This window comes from Propionibacterium sp. (assembly GCF_047719395.1).
Lineage (GTDB): Bacteria > Actinomycetota > Actinomycetes > Propionibacteriales > Propionibacteriaceae > Propionibacterium.
Genome location: NZ_JBDNTB010000024.1, coordinates 1 through 18,152, shown reverse-complemented (window position 1 = coordinate 18,152; position 18,152 = coordinate 1). Strand labels below are relative to the sequence as shown.

The following is an 18,152-nucleotide window of genomic DNA, read 5'->3' as shown; positions in this document are numbered from 1 at the left end:
TCCTTTCCTGTACCGACGAGCCATGACTGGGGATGAGGTGCTCGCCAAAATGGTGGTATTCAGAGGGGAAATCGAGCTGGTCAGTGGGTGAGCAGTTTCGACAGAAAATCCTTCGCGCGCGCGGTGTGCGGATGGTCGAAGAAGCTGTCGGGATCGTTCTGCTCGACGATGCGTCCGTCGGACATGAACACCACCCGGTCGGCGGCGCGCCGGGCGAAGCCCATCTCGTGGGTCACCACGATCATGGTCATGCCCGCCCTGACAAGATCGGTCATGACGTCGAGTACCTCGTTGACCATTTCGGGATCCAGCGCCGAGGTGGGTTCGTCGAACAACAGCACTTTGGGATCCATCGCCAGTGCACGAGCGATCGCGACACGTTGCTGCTGTCCGCCGGACAACTGGGCCGGCAGCTTGTGGGCCTGGTCCTCCACGCCGACCCGGCGCAGCAGGGCCATGCCCTTCTCTTCCGCTTTGGACTTCGACATCTTGCGCACCTTCATGGGGCCAAGGGTCACATTCTCCAGAGCCGACTTGTGGGCGAACAGGTTGAAGCTCTGGAAGACCATGCCCACCTCGGCGCGAAGCTGCGCCAGAGCCTTGCCCTCCTCGGGCAGCAACTGGCCGTCCACCCTGATCTCGCCGGAGTTGATGGCTTCCAGCCGATTGATGGTGCGGCACATGGTCGACTTGCCGGAACCTGACGGGCCGAGGACGACGACGACCTCACCGGAGTGCACGGACAGGTCGATATCGAAGAGCACCTGCTTGTCGCCGAAGGACTTGTTGACCTTCTTCAGTTCCACGATCGTCGGTGTGCCCGGGTCGGGCGGCGCACCGTTCATGGGAGCGGTCTGCTGATCAGCCATGGCTCACTCTATTGCGGCACAGCTGTCTGTGAGGAGCTTTTTGCGCGCTGTTTTCCGGCGCTTGCGGCATGCTGAGAGCGAATCATGGCTTGATGGCAGCCATTTCACTCGGGTTACCATGGTTGAGCCATGTCGAACTCCCCGCTCCCGCAGAAACCGTCAGGGATGTCCCCCTCGAGCAGCCCTCACTCCCGCAGCTATCAGGTGATCACCTATGGCTGCCAGATGAATGCCCATGACTCCGAGCGGATCAGCGGCCTGCTGGAGTCCGCCGGTTATGTGGCGGCGCCCGAGCCGCACAACGGCGAGCACACCACAGCCGATGTCGTCGTCTTCAACACCTGCGCCGTCCGCGAGAATGCCGACAACCGGCTCTACGGCAATCTCGGGCACATGGCCTCCGTCAAGCAGCGGCGCGAGGGCATGCAGATCGCCGTCGGCGGATGCATGGCACAGAAGGATCGCGAGACCATCGTTGCCAGGGCGCCCTGGGTGGATGTCGTCTTCGGCACCAACAATCTGGCCTCCCTGCCGACCCTGCTGGAACGGGCGCGAGTGCGCCAGGAGAGCCAGGTGGAGATCACCGAGGCCCTTCAGAACTTTCCGTCCGACCTGCCGACGCACCGCGAGTCGGCCTATTCGGCGTGGGTCTCGATCAGTGTCGGATGCAACAACACCTGCACCTTCTGCATAGTGCCTTCGCTGCGCGGCAGGGAAACTGATCGGCGCCCCGGTGACATCCTCAACGAGGTGCGGATGCTCGTGGACCAGGGTGTGTGCGAGATCACCCTGCTGGGGCAGAACGTCAACAGCTATGGCGTACAGTTCGGCGATCGCGGTGCCTTCGCAAAGCTGTTGAGGGCCTGCGGAGAGGTGGACGGGCTGGAGCGGCTGCGTTTCACCAGCCCCCATCCGGCGTCGTTCACCGACGATGTCATCGACGCCATGGCGGACACCCCAGCGTTGATGCACCAGCTGCACATGCCACTGCAATCCGGCTCGGACGAGGTGCTGCGGGCGATGCGCCGCAGCTACCGGTCGAAGCGATTCCTGTCCATCCTGGATCGGGTGCGCGCCGCGATGCCGGATGCCGCGATCAGCACCGACATCATCGTGGGTTTCCCGGGGGAAACGGAGCAGGACTTCCAGGACACCCTCGATGTCGTCGCCGAGGCGCAGTTCGCCAGCGCCTTCACCTTTCAGTACTCGATCCGGCCGGGGACACCGGCGGGCGAGATGCCCCATCAGGTGCCTGCCGAGATCGTGCAGGAACGCTACGAACGCCTGGTCGCTGAGCAGGAGGAGATCTCCTGGCGGCAGAACACGGCGCTGGTCGGATCCACGGTCGAGGTGCTGTTCACCGACGGCGGTGGCCGCAAGGACGGCATCCGTGAACGGATTTCAGGCCGGGCGCGGGACAACCGGTTGGTGCACGTCGCCCTGCCGGACGATCCGCAGTCACAACCCCGCCCCGGGGACATGGGCGAGGTGCAGATCACCTATGGCGCACCGCACCATCTGGTCGCTGACTCGCCGTTGCGCGGGCTGCGAAGGACTCGAGGCGGTGATGCCTGGGCGGCCCGCACACGGCTGCCCGGCAGCGATCCGATCCCCGCCGGGTCAGCGGCGCCCGGGACAGTGTCATTGGGCGTGCCTCCAGTCCCCACCCGCTCGTGACACCAGAATTCGACGCACCAGCGGCGGTGCCGCCGCTGGTGGTGATCATCGGCCCCACCGCATCGGGGAAGTCATCATTGGCCGTGCGGCTCGCCCTGGGACTTGCCGAGTTGGGCACGCCGGCCGAGATCGTGAACGCCGACTCGATGGCCATCTATCGCGGCATGGACATCGGGACAGCCAAGCCAACTGCCGGCGAGAGGGCTCTGGTGCGCCACCACCTGGTGGACATTTTCGATATCCGCAGGACCGCCACCGTGGCCCAGTTCCAGGTGCTGGCACGTCAGACCATTGCGGAGCTGCGGCACAGGGGAGTGATCCCGCTGCTGGTGGGCGGTTCGTCGCTGTACACCCGGGCCGTGATGGACGACTTCGAATTTCCTGGCACCGATCCGGAAATCCGCAGCAGGTGGGAGGCGGAATTGGACAGAATCGGGCCCGAGGCGCTGCACGCCAAGCTCGCTGAGCGTGCGCCCCAGGCTGCAGCGGCAATCCTGCCCGGCAACTCCCGCCGCGTCGTGAGGGCACTTGAGGTGCTCGACATCACCGGCCACTTCACACCCGGTCTGCCGCCCACCCACTATCTGCTCCAGAACGTGCACCAATTCGGCCTGGAACTGGAACGGGAGACGATGGACGAGAGGATCGCCGCCCGGGTGCGGGCGATGTTCGACGAGGGCCTCGTCGACGAGGTCCGGGAGTTGGAGACCGAAGGCCTGAGGGAAGGGGTCACTGCCAGCCGTGCGTTGGGCTACCGCCAAGTGCTTTCCATGCTCGATGGCGACGTGACCCTTGACCAGGCGATCACAGCCACCATCGAGCGCACCCGGCGCTTCGCACGCAAGCAGCTCGGATGGTTCCGCCGGGATTCCCGGATCTGCTGGTTGCCGGCACAGGACCCGGATCTGGTATCACGTATCCTGGCCGAACTCGAAATGACGGGCTGAAACGGCGGACAGGATTTCAGGGCCGTGTCTGGATGCAAGGATGGCAGACATGAGATCGTGGGGTTTTTCCAAGGGGCACGGGACGCAGAATGATTTCATCCTCCTGAGGGATCGCACCAACTCCACGCCGCTGAGCGCCGATGACGTGCGCTTCCTGTGCGACCGGCGGCGCGGCATCGGCGCCGACGGGGTGATCCGGGCTGTGAAAGCCGAATTCATGCCCGAATGGGAGGGCGATCCCGGTCTGTGGTTCATGGACTATCGCAACAGCGATGGCTCGATCGCTGAAATGTGTGGCAACGGGCTTCGTGTCTACGCCAGATTCCTGCTCGACCAGGACTATGTGAACAATCCGGAGATGGACATTGCCACCCGCGCCGGCGTCCACCATGTCACCGAACTGAGCGATGGCCGTTTCATGGTCGATCTCGGCATGGTGCAGGTCGCACCAAGGACCACCGCTGTGAACCTTGCCGGTCAGGTTTTCCAGGCCATTTCGGTGAATGTGGGAAATCCGCATGCAGTCGTGCTGCTGCCTGATGAGGTGAACCTGTCGGAACTGAAGGTGCCGGCCCAACCGGTGGTTGATCCACAGGTTTTCCCCTCCGGAGCCAATGTCGAGTTCGTGCACGTGGTGGATCGTCATTTCCTGCAGATGCGCGTCCACGAACGGGGCTCGGGTGAAACGCTGTCCTGCGGCACCGGGGTTGTCGCCTCCGCAGCAGCCCAGGCGAGCCGGCTGGGCGAGGACGGCTGTTTCGCCGTTCAAGTGCCGGGAGGCGACCTCGACGTGGAGATCGACGGAGACACTGCCCATCTCATCGGGCCGGCGGTCATCGTCGCCACGGGAACGGTGCTGCTGCCTGACAGGCCACGGCGCTGAACCCTCTCCGCGCGCATTCCCACACCGTCTCGTCACCCAGGATTGTGGCGCGCCTTGGGAGCGGTCCGTCGATGTGCCAGTCTGGTAGGACGATGAGCGCACCTCGAGACGAGCACGACACAGAGCAGACTTCCACCGATGTTGCCTGGGAGCCTGCTGGGCCTTCCGATCTCGGCGACCAGGTCGACTACGATGCCGGCCAGATGGATCTGGCGGATCGCGCTGCACTGACCCGGGCACCCGGCATGTCCACCGAGCTGGTGGACGAGAGTGAGGTCGAGTACCGGCAGCTGCGCCTCGAGCGCGTCGTGCTCATCAGCGTGTGGACCTCGGGCACGCAGGCCGATGCGGAGAACGCCATGCAGGAACTCAAGGCCCTGGCGCAGACCGCGGGATCGGTGGTTCTCGAGGGGCTGATCCAACGCCGTTCCAGCCCCGAGGCCTCCACCTATCTCGGCTCCGGCAAGGTGGAGGAGCTGCGTGAGGTGGTCGCGGCCACCGGCGCTGACACCGTCATCGCTGATGGCGAGCTGAGCCCTGCTCAGCTGCGCAATCTTGAGGACCGGGTGGGTGTGAAGGTGGTGGACCGCACCGCGCTGATCCTGGACATCTTCGCCCAGCATGCCCGCTCCGTGGAGGGCAAGGCGCAGGTGGAACTGGCCCAGCTGAACTATCTGAAGCAGCGCCTGCGCGGCTGGGGCGACAGCCTCTCTCGCCAGGTCGGCGGGCGCGCGGCCGGCGGTGTCGGGATCGGCGGGCGCGGCCCTGGTGAAACGAAGCTGGAGACCGACCGCCGTCGCATCAACACCCGTATCGCGATACTCCGCAAGAAGCTGCGCACGATGGAATCCACTCGCGAAATGCAGCGTGAGGACCGCCGTCGCAGCCGCGTCCCCTCCGTGGCGCTGGTCGGTTACACCAATGCCGGCAAGAGCTCCCTGCTCAACCGCCTCACCGGTGCCGGTGTGCTCGTCGAGGACGCCCTGTTCGCCACCCTGGACCCCACCACCCGTCGCTCCAGCAGCACGGACGGCCGGGTCTACACGCTGACTGACACGGTCGGGTTCGTGCGGCACCTGCCCACCGACCTGGTCGAGGCCTTCCGGTCCACCCTTGAGGAGTCCGTGCAGGCGGACCTGCTGGTGCACGTCGTCGATGGTTCGGACGCGGATCCCCAGGGTCAGATCTCAGCCGTGCACGAGGTGCTGCGCTCGATCGGCGCCACGGACATCCCCGAACTGCTGGCGGTCAACAAGATCGATACCGCTGATCCCGAGACCCTGGCCGCCCTGCGCTCCAACAACGAGCGTGTCGTGATGGTCAGCGCAGTGAGCGGGCAGGGCGTCGAGGAGCTTCGCACCGCGATCGAGGCCGGCCTGCCCGTGCCGCAGGAATCGGTGGACGTGCTCATCCCCTGGGATCGAGGCGACCTGGTCGACAGGGTGCACCGCCAGGGGGAGATCGAGGTGGACGAATACCTCGCCGAGGGAACCCACCTGGTGGCTCGGGTGCACCCCGACCTGGGCGGGGAACTGCGTCCCTACGCACAGTGATGACCAAGACCCCGCACGACACCGGCGTCGGCATTCCAGGCCAGGTGGGCATTCACCCACGACCTTCCCGCCAGGGACCCGAGCGGGTGGACACACAGCAGGACGGGACACGACAGGCACCGCCACGGCACCGAGAGGTCCTGGCAGCCGCGGTCCGTGCCATCCACGGCACGCCGCGACCAGGCCAGCAGCAGATGGCTGATTCCGTTGCCGAAGCCCTCTCGCAGCAGTGTCATCTGCTCGTCCAGGCGGGTACCGGCACCGGAAAGTCGCTGGGCTACTTGGTTCCGGTCATGCTGCATGCCCAGAAGAGCGGAAAACCGACAGTCGTGGCCACGGCCACACTGGCCCTGCAGTCCCAGCTCGCCACGAAGGACATCCCCACGGCTGCCGCTGCGGTCGCCGCGGTGACCGGCCGGGAGCCGGTGAGTGCCCTTGTGAAGGGCCGTTCGAACTATGCCTGCCTGCTGCGTGCCCTGGAGGGCGGGATCGTCGAGCAGGACAGCCTGCTCGGGGCAGACGAGATGACGGAAGTGGCGCACGCCGCCTCATCGGACCCGGAGAGTGCGCTGGGCGCAGAAGTGGTGGCCCTGCGCGAATGGGTGAACCACCAGCGGGAGAGCGACGGTCTGGCCGACAGGGACGATGCGCCGCCACATTCGCCGATGGCGTGGGCACAGGTGTCCGTCAGCTCGCGGGAGTGCCTCGGTGCCCGATGCGCCTTTCATGACGAGTGCTTCGTCGAAGCATCACGGGCGCGGGCTCGCCAGGCCGATCTGGTGGTGACCAATCACGCGCTGCTCGCCATCGACGCGCTCAACGAGCGGAGCGTGCTGCCCGAACACGATGCCGTGGTCATCGACGAGGCCCACGAACTCACCAGCCGGGTGACGGGGGCAGCGAGCCAGGAACTCAGCCCCCAGCAGGTGGACAGGATCGCCAGGAAGGCCGCGGCATGGCTCGATGACCAGATTTCAGTGGACCTGTTCGACGCAGCGGATGCGCTGAAAGGTGCGCTGGACTCCAGCGAGCTGGGAAGGGTGAACAGCCCTGATGGTGCTTGTGGAACCGCGTTGGCACGGATCAGGGAGCTGTCCCGTACCGCGCTGAGCGGTCTGAGCCACTCGGGCGGCAAGGGCACGGTGGACACCGAGCGCGCCCAGGTCCAGGCGGGAATGCAGGAGGTCTTCGAAACCGCCGAGCGGATGGCAGCACTGGCCGAAGCCGATGTCGTGTGGATCAGCGAGCGTCTGCGATTCGGGCGTCAGCTGTGCGTGGCGCCGCTGTCGGTGGCGGGACTCCTGAGACACGCGATCCTGAGCCGTGCCACGACTGTGCTGACTTCCGCAACGCTGGCCCTGGGCGGATCATTCGGGGCCATCGCCGGGCAGGTGGGGCTCAAGGCCGTCGATCGGGTGGAGAGTCCCGCTGATGCTGCCGGGTTTGCCAGCTCCGATTCTGCCGGCTCCGATCCAGCAGAGGGGGGAGGCGAACCCCAGGACATCTCGCAGTGGTGCGGGATCGACGTCGGATCGCCCTTCGACTACCCGAAACAGGCGATTCTGTATGTTGCGGCAAAGCTTCCACGCCCCGGCAGGGAAGGCGTCTCCGATGAATTGCTGGCGCAGATCGCCGAACTCGTGTGGGCTGCGGACGGGCACACGCTCGGACTGTTCTCCTCTCAGCGTGCCGCCGATGCGGCCGCCCGCCATCTGCGCACCGAGCTGCCCAAGTTGCCGGTGCTCTGCCAGGGCGAGATGCAGCTGCCCGAGCTGACCCGCCGGTTCGCCGAGGAATCCACCACGAGCCTGTTCGGCACGATGTCGCTGTGGCAGGGCATCGATGTACCGGGGGAATCCTGCCGGCTCGTCATCATCGACCGGATTCCCTTTCCGCGCCCGGACGATCCGCTGAGCCAAGCCCGTCAGCAGGCGGTCAGCAAGGCTGGGGGCAATGGTTTCATGCGGATCGCGGCAACTCATGCGGCATTGATGCTGGCCCAGGGAGCGGGCCGTCTGGTGCGCAGCGGAAATGATCGCGGGGTGGTGGCCATCCTGGATTCGCGCCTGGTCACGGCGCGCTACGGCAGTTTCCTGAGGGCTTCTCTGCCGCCGTTCTGGACGACGACCTCGCTGGACGTCGCGGAGAATGCGTTGAGGAGGCTCAGCGGGCAGAAGTGACACGGCACCGAGCGTTCCCCGTCGGCCAATCCCCGGGCTGGACAACCCCGGGATTCAGAACATTTCTGGACAGGGCAGATCGGACCCCTCCCCGAACCGGTCCGGAAAACCATGCAGTGCTGGAATGCACTGCTGACCAGCTCGCAGAAAAGATGGTGCTTCGACTGCCATGGTCCCCATGTTCTCGAAAGTCCCTGGTCATGGATTTTATCCGCAGATGCCCGTCGGCCTGTCGAGCCAACTGACTCGCGCCGACGACACGATGGACGGAGTTGCCCACAGCGTGGCAGCAGTCGCTGCGGAGCACATGTCTGAGGCTGAGTGCCTGTGACCGGATGTGGCAGTCCTGCTAGATCTTGCGCAACACTGCGACAACCTTGCCGAGGATGCGCGCCTGGTCTCCGGCGATCGGCTCATAGGCAGGATTGTGCGGCATCAGCCACAGGTGGCCGTCGCGCCGGCGGAACTCTTTGACGGTCGCCTCGTCGTCGAGCAGGGCAGCCACGAAATCGCCGTTGTCGGCGGTGTCCTGCTGCCGGATGACGACATAGTCGCCGTTGCAGATGGCGGCGTCGATCATCGAGTCACCCCGTACCTCCAGCATGAAGGCCGTACCGCTGCCGACAAGCTCGCTGGGCAGCGGCATGACCTGCTCCACCTGTTCGGTGGCGAGGATCGGGCTGCCGGCGGCGATCCGCCCGACAAGTGGAACGTTGACGGCCTGTGGGAAGGCGTCGCCGAAGCCGGTGACATCCATGGTGCCGGCGGAGCCACCTGGGACAGAGGCTTCCTGGGAATGCTCGGACCAGTGGACCTCCAGAGCCCTCGGGCGCTTCGGATCACGCCGCAGAAAACCCTTGGCCTCAAGCACCTTGAGCTGATGAGCCACGCTCGACGGGCTGGTGAGCCCCACCGCGTCACCCATTTCGCGAATGCTCGGGGGATAACCGCGTGCCTCGACGCTCGAGGAGATGAATTCGAGGATCCGGAGCTGGCGGGCACTGAGCGTGGAGGGATCCAGCGGTGCGCTGTGGACGTCGGCTGTCACCTCGGAGAACTGCTGCCCTCGCGCCGTGGAGGCACGCAACTCGGCCTCCACCCGGGCGCTGGAAGGACGGCCCGCCTTTCGTGCTCCACCCATGGTGGAAGGGCCTCGGCCCACGCCAGAAGGCTCGCCGACCGTCGGTGACGGCGATGTCGAGGTCTTCTTGGCAGACATGTCAGAAGGATATCCGGCTGTACCCCGGAATCAAACGATTGTTCGATCGCGTGTCGGGATCCGCGTGTGGGCACGGGTGCGGGGAACCGTCTGGAGAAGTGCTGGCACTCCGGTCCGTGTCCGTACACGGGCGGCACAAGACGGTGGCCGCCGCGCTCTGTCCTGGATCGGGAGCTGCGCGGCAGACCCTCATGGGACGAGTCCTCCGGTCTTCCGGCGAAAACTGTCGGTGGCCGCTGCTGGACTCATCTGCATGACGACGAGGACCCACACAGCACCTGGGCGGCCGGCGTCGCCTCGAGTGTCCGCAGAGCTGGCAATCTCGAACAGATGTCCTATTATGAAACTCGAACAGGTGTTCGATCCTGGGTCGATGAATCGGCTCTACCGCTCGAAACCTGATCACTCGAGGTGGGTCCGCGCACATGCGCACGCGGAAGGAGCAAACATGAACAACGCCCATGGCACCGTGATCGACGATCGGCCTTCTGGCGAGGCGCGCAGTGCCGGGATGTCCGGTCTGGATGAACTGGGCGTGGGTCAGGCGAGGGCCCCGCACCTGGGTGCTCGGTCTCGCGCGATCCAACCTCGCCCAGATCTGAGGCGGCCTGTCGCCAGGCCAGTCCAACCTGCCTATCCAGGCTCGGAGAGCCTTTCGGGTGGGCCCAGCCTGATTCGCATCGATCTCAGGTCGGCGACCCCGTTCGTGTGTTCGGGGCTCACCACGGGGGCTCACGGAATACACCCGACTGACGTTGTGCTCGGCGATGCTGTGGCGCCCTCTGCGGCCGCTAGGGGCATCGCGAGTCCATCCGCATTCATTCCTGCCAATCCGCGCACGCCGGCCGGAATGTCGGATGTGGGCGCCGGCTCGGGTGCCGGTGTCCACAGTGCAATGGTCAGGTCTCGCGTAGGAGGAGCGGTCCCGAGTTCGGGTCCCAGCTCAGCGGCCTCGGGTTCACATGCCGGCACGCGAACCTCGACGCCCATCGCGTCAACAACCCGGTGTTCGGCCACGGCCACGGGTTGGCATCTCACCACACGTGGCCTGGCAGTCGTCCTGGCCGGGTTCCTGCTGATGATGGTTCTCGGCGCGTCAGCGGTGATCCATTCCTTTGCCAGCATCACTTCGGCAGATTCACATGTGCCGCAGCATGCCGTTCGAGTTGACGCGGCCAACAGCGATGGTCAGCATTCCATGGGGTCCACCGAGGTCCCGCAGCACCGGGAAGCGGTCGTCCGGCTGAACAGGTGACGGGCCGGCCCGTGCGACACGCCGAGGCCACGCCGGGGCACGCCGGAGAGTTCGTGGATTTCGAATCAGCAGGTGTACGGTTACTACATCTAGTAGTTGCAATCATGTGGTTCACCCACCAGTTGTGGTTGTTCTCCACATGTTTCCACAAGAAATTGTAGTAACCCACAGGTGTTGTGCACCGGTGGGAACATGTCCCGGGCCTGGGAGGAGCTGCCTGATGCATTGCCCGTATTGCCATCACAGCGACTCAAAAGTGCTCGATTCCCGAGTCGCTGAAGACGGCGCGAGTATTCGCAGGCGTCGTCAGTGCCCCAAGTGCCAGCGTCGGTTCACGACCATTGAGCGGATGCAGCTCGTGGTGGTGAAGAAGTCCGGAGTGATCGAACCGTTCAGCCGCGACAAGGTCATCAATGGCGTCCGCAAGGCTTGCACGGGGCGTCCTGTCACAGAGACTCAGCTGGCCAGACTAGGGCAGACCGTCGAGGACAGTCTTCGTGCCAGCGGTATGGCCGAAGTGCCCACTGAAGAAGTGGGTGTCGCGATCCTGAAGCCCCTGGGTCGGCTCGATGCCGTGGCCTATCTGCGCTTCGCGAGTGTTTACCAGCATTTCCAGTCCGTAGACGACTTCGAGGCCGAGATCGCACGACTGCGTTCGTCCGGCGCTCTTCCCACGCAGGAGCCGGCATCGGCTTCCGGCAACGAAACACCCTGAGACGCCATCACCCGGATACCCGGACACGACGCCCCTCACGAACCGGCCCGGCACCGTCACCGACAGTGCTGTCCGGATTCGTCCCCCGCTCCACACGATCAGGACAGGTCAGCACTGCTGGCACAGCACAGAGAGGTCACGATGACACAGACCACGACAGCCGCCAGGCGAGGTGTGCGGCGACCCGCTGGGATCACCGTCCAGCGAGTCTTCAGCAAGCCTGGCGTGCATCCCTATGACGAGGTGACCTGGGAACGCCGCGACGTGGTGCAGACCAACTGGAAGACCGGCGAGGTGGTCTTCGAGCAGAAGGACGTGGAGTTCCCGGACTTCTGGAGCATCAACGCGTCGACCATCGTCACCACCAAGTACTTCCGTGGCGCCCTGGGCACTGACCGGCGGGAGTCCAGCCTTCGCCAGCTCATCGACCGCGTGGTGACGACCTATGTGCGCACCGGACGCGAGAATGGCTATTTCGCCTCTGACGAGGACGCGGACGTCTTCGGCGAAGAGCTCACCTGGATGCTCGTGCACCAGTACTTCGCCTTCAACTCGCCGGTGTGGTTCAACGTCGGTACCGAGAGCCCCCAGCAGGTGAGCGCCTGCTTCATCCTGTCCGTCGACGACTCGATGGATTCGATCCTGAACTGGTACAAGGAAGAGGGGATGATCTTCAAGGGCGGTTCGGGCGCAGGGATCAATCTGTCCAGGATTCGCTCCTCCCACGAGTTGCTGCGTTCCAGCGGTGGCACGGCCTCGGGCCCGGTCAGCTTCATGCGAGGCGCAGATGCCTCCGCGGGCACCATCAAGTCCGGTGGTGCCACCCGCCGGGCCGCGAAGATGGTTGTCCTGGACATCGATCATCCCGACATCGAAGAGTTCGTCGAGACGAAAGCCCGGGAAGAGGACAAGATCCGCGCCCTTCGCGATGCCGGTTTCGACATGGACCTCGGTGGGCGGGACATCACCTCGGTGCAGTACCAGAACGCCAACAACTCGGTGCGCGTCTCCGACGAGTTCATGCGAGCCGTCGAGGCCGACACCGATTTTGATCTGCATGCCCGCACCACCGGGGAAACGGTGTCCACGATCAAGGCGCGCGGCCTGTTCGACAGGATCGCCCAGGCTGCCTGGGAGTGTGCGGATCCCGGAATCCAGTACGACGACACGATCAACGCCTGGCACACAGACCCCGAGTCGGGGCGGATCAACGCGTCCAATCCCTGCAGCGAGTACATGAGCCTGGACAACTCCTCCTGCAATCTGGCTTCCCTCAACCTGCTGAAGTTCCTGCGCGACGACGACACCTTCGACACAGAGCTGTTCGTCAAGGCGGTCGAGTTCGTCATCACCGCCATGGACATCTCGATCTGCTTCGCGGATTTCCCCACCGAGGCGATCGGCGCGACCACCCGCGATTACCGCCAGCTGGGCATCGGCTACGCCAATCTCGGCGCGCTGCTCATGGCGCTCGGCAAGGGATACGACTCCGAGGGCGGCCGTGCGCTCGCCGCGGCCATCACCTCGCTGATGACTGCCGCTGCCTATCGGCGTTCCGCCGAGATGGCAGGCGTCGTCGGGGCCTACAGCGGATATGCCCGTAATGCCGATGCGCACCTGTCGGTGATCGCCAAGCACCAGGCTGCCAATGACGCCCTGGCACCGATCAATGAGGTGGACAAGGAGGTGCACAGTGCGGCCGCCGTGCAGTGGAGTTCCGCACTCTCCTTGGGGGAGAAGAACGGTTATCGCAATGCCCAGGCATCGGTGCTGGCTCCCACCGGAACCATCGGCTTCATGATGGACTGCGACACCACGGGCGTGGAGCCCGACTTCTCACTGGTGAAGTTCAAGAAGCTCGTCGGCGGCGGCTCCATGCAGATCGTCAACCACACGGTTTCCCGGGCGCTGAAGAATCTCGGTTATGACAAGGGTGCCGCTGACAAGGTGGTGGACTATGTCGCCAAGAACGGCAATGTCGTGGATGCACCTGGCCTTCGTCCCGAGCACTACGAGGTCTTCGACACCGCCATGGGTGTGAGGGCCATTCCCGCCATGGGCCACGTGCGAATGATGGCCGCCGTGCAGCCATTCATCTCCGGGGCCATCTCCAAGACTGTCAACCTTCCGGAGAAGGCGACCGTCCACGACATCGCCGATGTCTACCTGCAGGGCTGGAAGTTGGGGCTGAAGGCCCTGGCCGTCTATCGCGACAACTGCAAGGTCGGCCAGCCGCTGAGCAGCGGCTCGGAGGGCAAGGATGACAATGTCTCAGAGGCCGAGAAGCCCAAGCCCGAGGTGCGCATCGAATATCGCCCGAGGCGTCGTCGTCTGCCCAAGAGCCGGGCTGCGCGCACCACGAGTTTCTCGGTGGCCAGCGCTGAGGGGTACATGACCACCGGCTCCTACGACTCCGGTCGTCTGGGCGAGATCTTCCTCAAGCTCGGCAAGCAGGGTTCCACCCTGGCCGGCGTGATGGACGCCTTCTCCATCGCCGTGTCGATCGGTCTGCAGTACGGAGTGCCGCTGGAGAGCTTCGTGCAGAAGTTCACCAATCTGAAGTTCGAGCCGGCCGGCATGACCGATGATCCCGACATCCGGATCGCCCAGTCGATCCTCGACTACGTCTTCCGCCGCCTGGCGTTGGACTACCTCGACTTCGACGAGCGCTCCGAACTCGGCATCTACACCGCTTCCGAGCGGGCCCACTATGTCGAGACCGGCAACTACCTCTCCGAGGAGGACGAGGCGTCGTTGCTGGAGAGCGAGCAGCTCAAGAACGACGCCGCCGATGACATCAGGGTGGACGAGCCGGGGGCCATCCAGCCCAGTCTCATCGATGCCGATGCCGGGCGGGCCAAGCCCGGCCACGCACCGCACACCACCACAGAGATGATGGAGGACATCACAGGAGAGGCCTTCGACGCGCCGTTGTGCATGACATGCGGTACCAAGATGCGTCCCAGCGGTTCCTGCTATGTCTGCGAAGGATGCGGTGCCACCAGCGGGTGCAGCTGAGCGTTCAGCACATGAGCGGTTAGAGGTGCGTGCGCACGGATGTGTCCTTGCACATCCGTGCGACGACCGGGGCGAAAAAGGCTCGGGCGCCTAACGTAGTCCCCAGTCAGCGCCGCATAGGAGCGGCGATTGGACAGGGGGTTGTCATGGCGGACTTGTCCGTGGACGTCGTCGTCGTCGGCGGCGGGGCCACTGGAGTCGGAGTGGCCAGAGATGCAGCGATGCGGGGCCTGGACGTGGTCCTCGTGGAGCGCGCGGATCTGGCCCAGGGAACGACGGGTCGCTATCACGGCCTGCTGCACTCCGGCGGAAGGTATGTGGTCTCCGATCCCGAATCGGCCCGTCAGTGCGCCGAGGAGAACTCGATCATCACCCGCATCCACGCCGATGCCGTGGAACAGACCGGTGGCCTGTTCGTCGTCACACCCGATGACTCCGAGGAATATGCGGACGGTTTCCTCGCCGCTGCGCAGGCAGCGCATGTTCCGGCAGAGGAAATTCGGGTTGGCCAGGCACTGGAGCGCGAGCCGAGACTGAATCGGGGAATCAAGCGTGCCTTCGCCGTCTTCGACGGCACGGTCGACGGCTGGCAGATGGTCTGGGGTGCAGCCGAGTCGGCGAAGGAGCATGGCGCGACGATCCTGAGCTATCACCGCCTCACCGAGATCTTGCGAGCTGACGGCAAAGTTGTCGGGGTTCGCTGCCACGACGAGAAGCATGACCGCGAGCTGGGCATCGACTGCCGCTTCGTCATCAACGCAGCCGGAGCCTGGGCAGGTCAGGTGGCCGCGATGGCCGGTTGCGAGGACGTCGAGGTGGTGCCCGGCCGCGGCATCATGATCGCGATGAACCACCGGCTGGTGAACACCGTCATCAATCGATGCATCTACCCGGCCGACGGCGACATCCTGGTGCCGGTGCACACCGTCTCGGTGATCGGCACCACCGACGTGAAGGCCGTCGATCCCGACCGGCTGCCCATTCCGCACGATGAGGTCCAGCAGATGTTCGACGCCGGCGAGGCGCTCATCCCGGGCTTCCGCCAGGCGCGCGCGGTGCATGCCTGGTCCGGTGCCCGTCCGCTGGTCAAGGACACCCGGGTGTCTGCCGGTGACACCCGCCACATGAGCCGTGGCATGGCCGTCATCGACCACCAGGAGCGCGACGACCTCTCCGGCCTGCTGAGCGTCTCCGGCGGAAAGCTCACCACCTACCGCTGGATGGCCGAGCACATCGTCGACCAGATGTGCGAGCAGATGGGTGAGCAGCGTGCCTGCACCACAGCTTCGGAGCCTGTGCCGGCTGCAGTCGGTACTCCCACCTACCGGGTCACCCACCGGTTGGCCGAACGGGAGCACGAATGGCAGAAGGACCAGATCATCTGCGAGTGCGAGCTGATGAGCAGGTCGATGATCGTGGATCTGCTCAAGGAGGATCCGCTGGCCACCCTCGATGACCTGCGGCGCCGTCTGCGTCTGGGTATGGGACCTTGCCAGGGGGGTTTCTGCTCAACCCGTGCGGCGGGGCTGATGGTCTCTGAGGGGGCCGCGGATTCGATCGAAGCGACTCATGCGCTCCGGGAATTCCTCAAGCACCGCTGGATCGGCCTGTGGCCGATCCTGGGCGGCCTGCAGGTGCGCCAGGCAGCGCTCGACGAATGGATAGCCCGGGGAACCCTCGACATCGACCACGCACCGGGAGCGGCCGATCCACCTGAACAATTCCCGGTCGGCCCAGAACAATCGGGCGATTCGCAACAGACGGTTGGTGCACAGCAGACAGGGCAGGTGGCGTGATGCGTGACGTCGTAGTGGTAGGAGCAGGCGTAGCCGGACTGGTGGCGGCGATCAAATTGCGCCGGGCGGGCCTGCAGGTGTGCCTGGTGTACAAGGGGCTCGGCGGCCTGCAGCTGGGTCAGGGCACCGTGGATGTGCTCGGTTACCGGCCGGGCCGGGTCAGCCGTCCGCTGGCCGAGCTCGGCGACTTCCTGGCAGACCAGGAACAGCACGGGGGTCCCACCCATCCCTACGCGGTGACCGGTGCCGATGCCGTCCGCGAGGGCGTCAGCTATCTGGCCGAACTGGTCGGGGAGGGGCTGCTCCAGGGTGATCCCGAGGTCAATGTGGTGCTGCCCACGGCGATCGGTGCGCTTCGCCCGACGAATCTGTACCAGCCCTCGATGGCCGATGGTGTCGTCTCCCTCGACCCGGAAACGCCGGGTGCGCTGCATTCGGGCAGCCGGCTGGTCGTCGTCGGTATCGACGAACTGAAGGATTTCCCGGCAGCACTCATCGCGGGCAATCTGTCCAGCCAGGAACTGCCGGGTGGGGGTCACCTGCAGGCGCGTGCCGTGCAGATCTCCTTCCCGGCCCGTGACCACGAAGCCGACTCGACGGGTCTCAACATCGCCCGGGCGCTGGACGATCCGGCCAGGCGTCGTGACTTCGTCCGGCTGCTCTCGGCGATTGTGCAACCTGGTGAGACCGTGGCGGTGCCCGCAGTGCTGGGGGTGGAAGATCCGGACGCATTCTCCGAGATCCGTGCCCAGCTGGGGGAGCCGCTGTTCGAGATCCCCATTCCGCCGCCCTGTGTTCCGGGCATGCGGCTCAACGAGAAGCTCACCCGCATCGCGAAGGCGGAAAGGGTCGAGCTGGTGCGCGGCAGTCTTGTCACCGGCGTTGACACCGAGGGCTCGCAGATCCAGGCGGTGGTCGTCGCGACTGCCGGTCACCCCACCCACATCGCCGCTCGTCAAGTGCTGCTTGCGCCCGGCGGATTCGAATCCGGATCGCTCGAACTGGACTCCTACGGCAACCTCGGCGAGCGGATCCTCGACCTGCCGCTGGCCCGTCCCGAGGGGGAACTGATCAACGACACCTGGGCCCGCGAACAGCCTCTGTTCCGAGTCGGTGTTGCCGCTTCACACGATATGGCAGTGCTCGATCCGGCAACCGGGCGACCGGTCTGGACCAATCTTCACGCCGCCGGCGGCATCCTCGCCGGTGCGATGCGCTGGGACGAGAAGTCCGGCGAAGGCATTGCGCTGGCCAGCGCGGTGCGCGCGTCCGACGCGATCATCACAAGCCTGAAGGAGACAGTCAATGACTGAGACACAGTCGTCCAGTGCACGAGCAGGACAGCCCGGCAGCCAGCCAGAAGTGCCTGAACCCTCCTGGTCCGAGGGTTCCTACGAGACCTCGGTCTGGGAGAAGCTGAAGAAGGCCAGCCCGCGGCTCAACCACAGCCCCAACAGCTACGAGATGCAACAGCTCAACCGGCTCTCGCTCGACCAGTGCGTCAAGTGCACGATCTGCGAGACCCAGTGCCCGGTCGCACGGGTCACCTCCGCATTCAGCGGCCCGAAGTATGTCGGCCCGCAGGCCGAGCGATTCCGCAACGGCGAATCGGTGGACCACACCCTGGACTACTGCTCCAGCTGCGGCATCTGCACCCTGAACTGCCCGCAGGGTGTGAAGATCGCCGAGATGAACTCGATGGCCCGGGCGGTGGCCAAGCAGGGCCACATGCCGGTCCGCGACCGACTCATCACCCAGACCGTGCTCGAGGGCAAGCTCATGACGCCCTTCGCACCGGTGGCGAACTGGGCGTTGCAACAGAAGCCGATCCGGATCGCGGTGGAGAAGTTCGTCGGCGTGCACCGCAACGCCCCGATGCCCGTGGCGCAGTCCCAGACCACCCAGGGCTGGCTCAAGCATCGTCCCGGCCCGGCCCCCCGGCGTGGCGGGCCGCCCCCGGGGGGGGCCCGGCTGGTCGTGCCCCGGCGGGGGGGGCGGGGCATGAGGGGTGCGGCCGCGCCGCCGCCCCTCCGGTGGGTG

General features: G+C 65.3%; 12 protein-coding genes. 10 read left to right on the top strand and 2 right to left on the bottom strand.

Annotated features, from left to right (window positions below; all coding sequences use genetic code 11):
* Positions 1–80 precede the first annotated feature (80 nt).
* Entirely contained in the window at positions 81–869 is a 789-nt protein-coding gene (locus tag ABF648_RS05870) for an amino acid ABC transporter ATP-binding protein (RefSeq protein WP_415631360.1), read from the bottom strand.
* Positions 870–1,034: 165 nt separating this feature from the next.
* Here ABF648_RS05870 and miaB point away from each other — a divergent pair, with 165 nt between their 5' ends.
* The 5 genes from miaB to ABF648_RS05845 all read left to right on the top strand — a co-directional run bounded on the left by miaB (position 1,035) and on the right by ABF648_RS05845 (position 8,109).
* The gene (gene miaB / locus ABF648_RS05865) at positions 1,035–2,546 is read left to right on the top strand and encodes a tRNA (N6-isopentenyl adenosine(37)-C2)-methylthiotransferase MiaB (RefSeq protein ID WP_415631359.1); all 1,512 of its coding nucleotides are present in this window, start codon (positions 1,035–1,037) and stop codon (positions 2,544–2,546) included.
* Positions 2,543–3,493, top strand: coding sequence for a tRNA (adenosine(37)-N6)-dimethylallyltransferase MiaA (gene miaA / locus ABF648_RS05860; RefSeq protein WP_415631358.1), 951 nt, complete (start codon positions 2,543–2,545; stop codon positions 3,491–3,493). Before miaB ends, miaA begins: the two co-directional genes overlap by 4 nt.
* A 40-nt stretch (positions 3,494–3,533) precedes the next feature.
* Positions 3,534–4,376, top strand: a complete 843-nt coding sequence (dapF, locus tag ABF648_RS05855; RefSeq protein WP_415631357.1) for a diaminopimelate epimerase — start codon at positions 3,534–3,536, stop codon at positions 4,374–4,376.
* 203 nt (positions 4,377–4,579) lie between these two features.
* Positions 4,580–5,929, top strand: coding sequence for a GTPase HflX (gene hflX, locus ABF648_RS05850; RefSeq protein WP_415631377.1), 1,350 nt, complete (start codon positions 4,580–4,582; stop codon positions 5,927–5,929).
* Positions 5,930–6,015: 86 nt separating this feature from the next.
* Positions 6,016–8,109 carry an ATP-dependent DNA helicase gene (locus ABF648_RS05845; protein ID WP_415631376.1) on the top strand — a complete coding sequence of 698 codons (2,094 nt, stop codon included), beginning with the start codon at positions 6,016–6,018 and terminating at the stop codon, positions 8,107–8,109.
* A gap of 349 nt (positions 8,110–8,458) precedes the next feature.
* On the opposite strand, the gene lexA is transcribed toward ABF648_RS05845, so the two are convergent.
* Positions 8,459–9,328, bottom strand: coding sequence for a transcriptional repressor LexA (gene lexA, locus ABF648_RS05840; protein WP_415631356.1), 870 nt, complete (start codon positions 9,326–9,328; stop codon positions 8,459–8,461).
* A 1,475-nt stretch (positions 9,329–10,803) separates the two neighbouring features.
* Here lexA and nrdR point away from each other — a divergent pair.
* From nrdR to ABF648_RS05815, 5 genes are all read left to right on the top strand, one after another.
* Complete coding sequence (nrdR, locus tag ABF648_RS05835) at positions 10,804–11,298, top strand: transcriptional regulator NrdR (RefSeq protein WP_415631355.1); 495 nt, start codon at positions 10,804–10,806, stop codon at positions 11,296–11,298.
* A 141-nt stretch (positions 11,299–11,439) separates the two neighbouring features.
* Positions 11,440–14,316, top strand: a complete 2,877-nt coding sequence (locus ABF648_RS05830; protein ID WP_415631354.1) for a vitamin B12-dependent ribonucleotide reductase — start codon at positions 11,440–11,442, stop codon at positions 14,314–14,316.
* 146 nt (positions 14,317–14,462) lie between these two features.
* Complete coding sequence (gene glpA, locus ABF648_RS05825; RefSeq protein ID WP_415631353.1) at positions 14,463–16,112, top strand: anaerobic glycerol-3-phosphate dehydrogenase subunit GlpA; 1,650 nt, start codon at positions 14,463–14,465, stop codon at positions 16,110–16,112.
* Positions 16,112–17,425 (top strand): glycerol-3-phosphate dehydrogenase subunit GlpB, encoded by a 1,314-nt coding sequence (gene glpB / locus ABF648_RS05820; RefSeq protein WP_415631352.1) that lies wholly within the window; start codon positions 16,112–16,114, stop codon positions 17,423–17,425. Before glpA ends, glpB begins: the two co-directional genes overlap by 1 nt.
* The coding region (locus ABF648_RS05815) for a 4Fe-4S dicluster domain-containing protein (RefSeq protein ID WP_415631351.1) at positions 17,418–18,152 on the top strand (735 nt) is incomplete at its 3' end. The genes glpB and ABF648_RS05815, both read left to right, overlap by 8 nt.

Coding starts and splice junctions, on each gene's coding strand:
- miaB (WP_415631359.1), top strand. CDS start 1,035: ATGTCCCCCTCGAGCAGCCCTCACTCCCGCAGCTATCAGGTGATCACC.
- nrdR (WP_415631355.1), top strand. CDS start 10,804: ATGCATTGCCCGTATTGCCATCACAGCGACTCAAAAGTGCTCGATTCC.
- ABF648_RS05870 (WP_415631360.1), bottom strand. CDS start 869: ATGGCTGATCAGCAGACCGCTCCCATGAACGGTGCGCCGCCCGACCCG.
- lexA (WP_415631356.1), bottom strand. CDS start 9,328: ATGTCTGCCAAGAAGACCTCGACATCGCCGTCACCGACGGTCGGCGAG.
- glpB (WP_415631352.1), top strand. CDS start 16,112: ATGCGTGACGTCGTAGTGGTAGGAGCAGGCGTAGCCGGACTGGTGGCG.
- hflX (WP_415631377.1), top strand. CDS start 4,580: ATGGATCTGGCGGATCGCGCTGCACTGACCCGGGCACCCGGCATGTCC.
- glpA (WP_415631353.1), top strand. CDS start 14,463: ATGGCGGACTTGTCCGTGGACGTCGTCGTCGTCGGCGGCGGGGCCACT.
- ABF648_RS05830 (WP_415631354.1), top strand. CDS start 11,440: ATGACACAGACCACGACAGCCGCCAGGCGAGGTGTGCGGCGACCCGCT.
- dapF (WP_415631357.1), top strand. CDS start 3,534: ATGGCAGACATGAGATCGTGGGGTTTTTCCAAGGGGCACGGGACGCAG.